This window comes from Burkholderia sp. Se-20373, assembly GCF_017104705.1.
Taxonomy (GTDB): domain Bacteria; phylum Pseudomonadota; class Gammaproteobacteria; order Burkholderiales; family Burkholderiaceae; genus Burkholderia.
This window is the reverse complement of sequence record NZ_JAAGPH010000288.1, coordinates 1-3607: the sequence shown is the minus strand read 5'-3', so window position 1 is coordinate 3607 and position 3607 is coordinate 1. Positions and strand designations below refer to the sequence as shown.

Sequence of the window (3607 nt, the reverse complement as noted above, 5' to 3'; positions counted from 1 at the left end):
AGCGCATCGTCGACCACCTGTCCTACGTCCAGCAGATCACCGCGATCGGCCGCGCCGAACAGTCGGCAGGCATCGTGCTCGCGGGCGGCGTGGGGCTGCTGGTCGTCGCGTACGCGCTCGTGCGGCTCGTTGCGTTTCTCGCGACGTGGTTCGCGCAGCCGGCGTGGGATGCCGCGTGGGCATGACGGCGGGCGAGCGCCCGTGCCCAAAGAAAAAAGGGCCTCGCATGCGAGGCCCGTCAAAGGTCGGAGAAACCGGTACGCCGGCCGGCAGCCGCGAAGCTGCGCGGCGCCGGCCGGATGCGCACCGTTACTGCGTCACTACCTTGCGCGGCTTGAAGATGCCCTGGTAGTGCAGGGCCGGGCGTTCCTTCGTCACCGGCTCGAGGCCGCCGAAGGTCGGCGTCTGGCGCAGCTTCATCGCGGCCGGCGAAGCGACGGAACCGATCGACGTCGAGCGCGAGGCCGGCGCGAGGTTGTTCGCGACGAGCAGTGCGGCCTCGCTCTTCAGGTTCGCGAGCAGGACCGGATCGGTCGAGCCGTTGACCTGCGTGAGCAGCCCGCTCCAGGCCGCGTCGCTGTAGTTCACGACGTAGTAGTCGAGCCCGCTCGGGTCGGCGACCACGCCCGTGCAACCGTCGACGCGCGTTTGCGTCTGCGTGTCCTTCAGCGCGAGCGTCGTGCGTTTCGCGAGACCCTGGCCGTACGCGAGCGTGATCGGCACCGTCCATTGCAGGCCCGGATACGCGTTCTTGTTCGGGAACGGCTGCTGTTTCAGCGTGATGACCGTCTGGTTCTTCGTCAGGTCGCACTGCGTGTCGAGCGAGATCAGCGGCACGCCGGTCTGGCGGACGTAGCTGTCGCCGATCGCGCCGATCGCCTGGCCGCTTTCCTTCGACAGCGCATCCCACAGACGCTTCGGCGTACCGTTGCCGAACGAGTAGTCGACCAGGTACTGCTGGAGACCGCGGCGCAGCGTCTGTTCGCCGAGATAGTTCTCGAGCGTCTTCAGCACGTGGCCGCCCTTGTCGTACGTGAACGCGCTGGCGCTCAGCACGAAGTCGTTCGACGCCCAGCCGTTGAAGTTCGGTGCGACCGGGAACGCGTTCGGGCCGATGTCACGATTGATCACGCGGTACTTGTTCTTCACTTGGTCGAGCCAGCTGAACTCGTTGGGGAAGAACTGGATCGTCGTCTTCGTCTCGAAGAACGTCGCGAACGACTCGTTGAGCCACACGTTGTCCCACCAGTCGGTCGTGACCAGATCGCCGAACCACTGGTGCGCGACTTCGTGCGTCAGCACCTCGTTGCCGTAGTGCGACATCGGCTGGCCCGGCTGCGGCAGGATGTCGTCGGCGAACTCGAGGATCGATCCCCAGTTCTCCATCCCGCCGAAGTTCAGGTCCTTCTGCTCCTTGAACGCGTCGTTCGCGGCCACCGTGTCGAACTTCGTCAGCGGCAGCGCGATGCCCGTGTAGCGGTAGTAGAAGTCGAGCGCCTGCTTGGTGCGGTCCATCGCCGGCTTTGCCCAGTCGCTCATGCCCGGCGGCGTGAACACGCGCAGGTGCAGGCCGCCCTTGCCGCCCGGCAGCGGGCTCGAGAAGTCGTCCTCGTAGGTGTCGAACAGGCCGCCGCCGAAGAACAGCAGGTACGACGGCATCGGCGGGGTCTTCTCGAACTGCACGAGCTTGTAGCCGCCGCCGACGTTGGTCGACGGTTTCTCGGCCGCGTTCGACACGACCCGCCAGCTTTGCGGCACTTCGGCCGTCACTTCATAGGTCGGGCGGAATGCCGGCTCGTCCCAGCCGGGGAACCACTGGCGCGACAGGTTGGTTTCGCCTTGCGTGAGGATCGCGCCGCTGGTCTTGCCGTCGGTGCCCTTCAGGTCGACGCGGAAGACGCCTTCCGCGGCCGAGCAGCCCGGATACGGGTCGTCGCCGCAGCTGCCGCCGGTCTTCGCGACCGGATCGTCATACGACTTGAAGTTGATGATGCCCGACCACTCCATGTGCAGCGAATAGTTGCCCGGCGAGATCGAGCCGCTCACGGGGCGCAGCTGGTAGAAGTCGCCCTTGTCCTGCGGCGTCGCGATCAGCTGGATGTTGCCCGGCTGCAGCGTGATGCGGCCGTTCGTGAACTTGATCCGGTGGCCGGCGATCACGATGTTGTTGACCGGCTTCAGCACCTTGATCTCGACGTCGGCACGGCCGTCGAACGCGTTCAGCGCGTCGTTCGGGCGGAACCACAGCCGGTAGTTCACGGGTACCACGGTGTCCGGCAACTCGACAGGCGAGACGCTCTTGTCGACGTTGGATGCGCTCGGCGGCGCGGTGACGGTGGGCGACGAGCCCGAGTGCGGCGCGCCGGCGGAGCTGAGCGCGGACGCCGAGCCCGCGCCGCCGTCGTCGCCGCCGCACCCGGCTAGCGCGAGCGCGGCGACGATTGGCAGATAACGCATCTTGCGAATGTTGATCGACATGACTGAAACCTCGATTGTTGAAAGAATCGTTCAGTGCTGCGAAAACGCCGGCAAAGACAATCCCCTCGCCGTTAATCAACAGCGATGAAAATGCCAATGACGGATTATTCGAAAAGACGGCGGCCGACTACGTGAAGGTAATCATGGTTTACTGCCCCCTCTGGATTTCCGGATGTCGGTTAACTTGCCGGTTCAAAATGGCCGGGCGCGTGTTGTACTGAATTGATTTCGCGCGCACGACACGGAGCCGCACGCCCTGGGCGGGCGCGCTGTCCCCTTTGAACAGACGACCTACGGGGCTGGCCGGGCCTCGTCGCAGGATGGCAGGAAGGCATGTCGCCGTTCCGTAAAATCACCGTCATGCGGCTTCAAGGTTTGTCGGCTTGCTCGAAGGATGCGTAAATATACTTGATGGTTTTAGGTAAAGGAAACGAAAAATTTAGAAATTGCATCTATTGAATTCGCCGTGCTTCATTGAATGCTGGGAAGCATTAATGCGCTTTCCGTTCGGCATTTATTTTCGTAGTTTTAATCTATTAAGGATCTCGCGGGACTGCGAAAACTACGAAACCCGGCGTACCGGCGCGGGCTCGGTACAATGCAGCGACGATCCGCTCACCGGTTGCCGCGAGGAGGTTCTCCCATGCCACGAACCCTGTTCCGTATCGCGCCGCTGCGCGCCGTGCTGCTGCTGTTCGCCGCCGTGCTCCTGCTCGGCGGCTGCGCGGGGCTGACGCGCGACCCGGTGCGCGTGACGGTCGCCGGGCTCGACCCGCTCGTCGGACAAGGCCTCGAGATGCGTTTCAGCCTGAAGCTGCGCGTGCAGAACCCGAACGACGCGCCGATCGACTACGACGGCATCTCGGTCGCGCTCGACCTGAACGGCACGCCGTTCGCGAGCGGCGTCAGCGATCGCTCGGGCACCGTGCCGCGCTTCGGCGAGGCCGTGCTCGACGTGCCGGTTTCCGTGTCGGCCTTCGCCGCCGCGCGCCAGGCGTGGAACCTGCCCGGCGCGGCCGCGAACGGCGAGCTGCCGTATGCGTTGCGCGGCCGGCTCGCGGGCGGCGTGCTCGGCACCGTGCACTTCAACGATGCCGGCACGCTGCGCCTGCCGGCGATGCCGGGGTGG

The 3607-nt window shown here is 65.1% G+C and carries 3 protein-coding genes; 2 read left to right on the top strand and 1 reads right to left on the bottom strand.

Going from position 1 to position 3607, the window contains the following annotated elements; translation table 11 throughout:
* A partial coding sequence (locus G3N96_RS38000) for a hypothetical protein (protein ID WP_206140422.1) occupies positions 1–185 on the top strand: 185 nt, incomplete at its 5' end.
* Between the two features lie 124 nt (positions 186–309).
* On the opposite strand, the gene G3N96_RS37995 is transcribed toward G3N96_RS38000, so the two are convergent.
* Positions 310–2478, bottom strand: coding sequence for a M1 family metallopeptidase (locus G3N96_RS37995; RefSeq protein ID WP_124584656.1), 2169 nt, complete (start codon positions 2476–2478; stop codon positions 310–312).
* Between the two features lie 643 nt (positions 2479–3121).
* Between G3N96_RS37995 and G3N96_RS37990 the strand changes: the two genes are divergently transcribed.
* The coding region (locus G3N96_RS37990) for an LEA type 2 family protein (RefSeq protein ID WP_206140421.1) at positions 3122–3607 on the top strand (486 nt) is incomplete at its 3' end.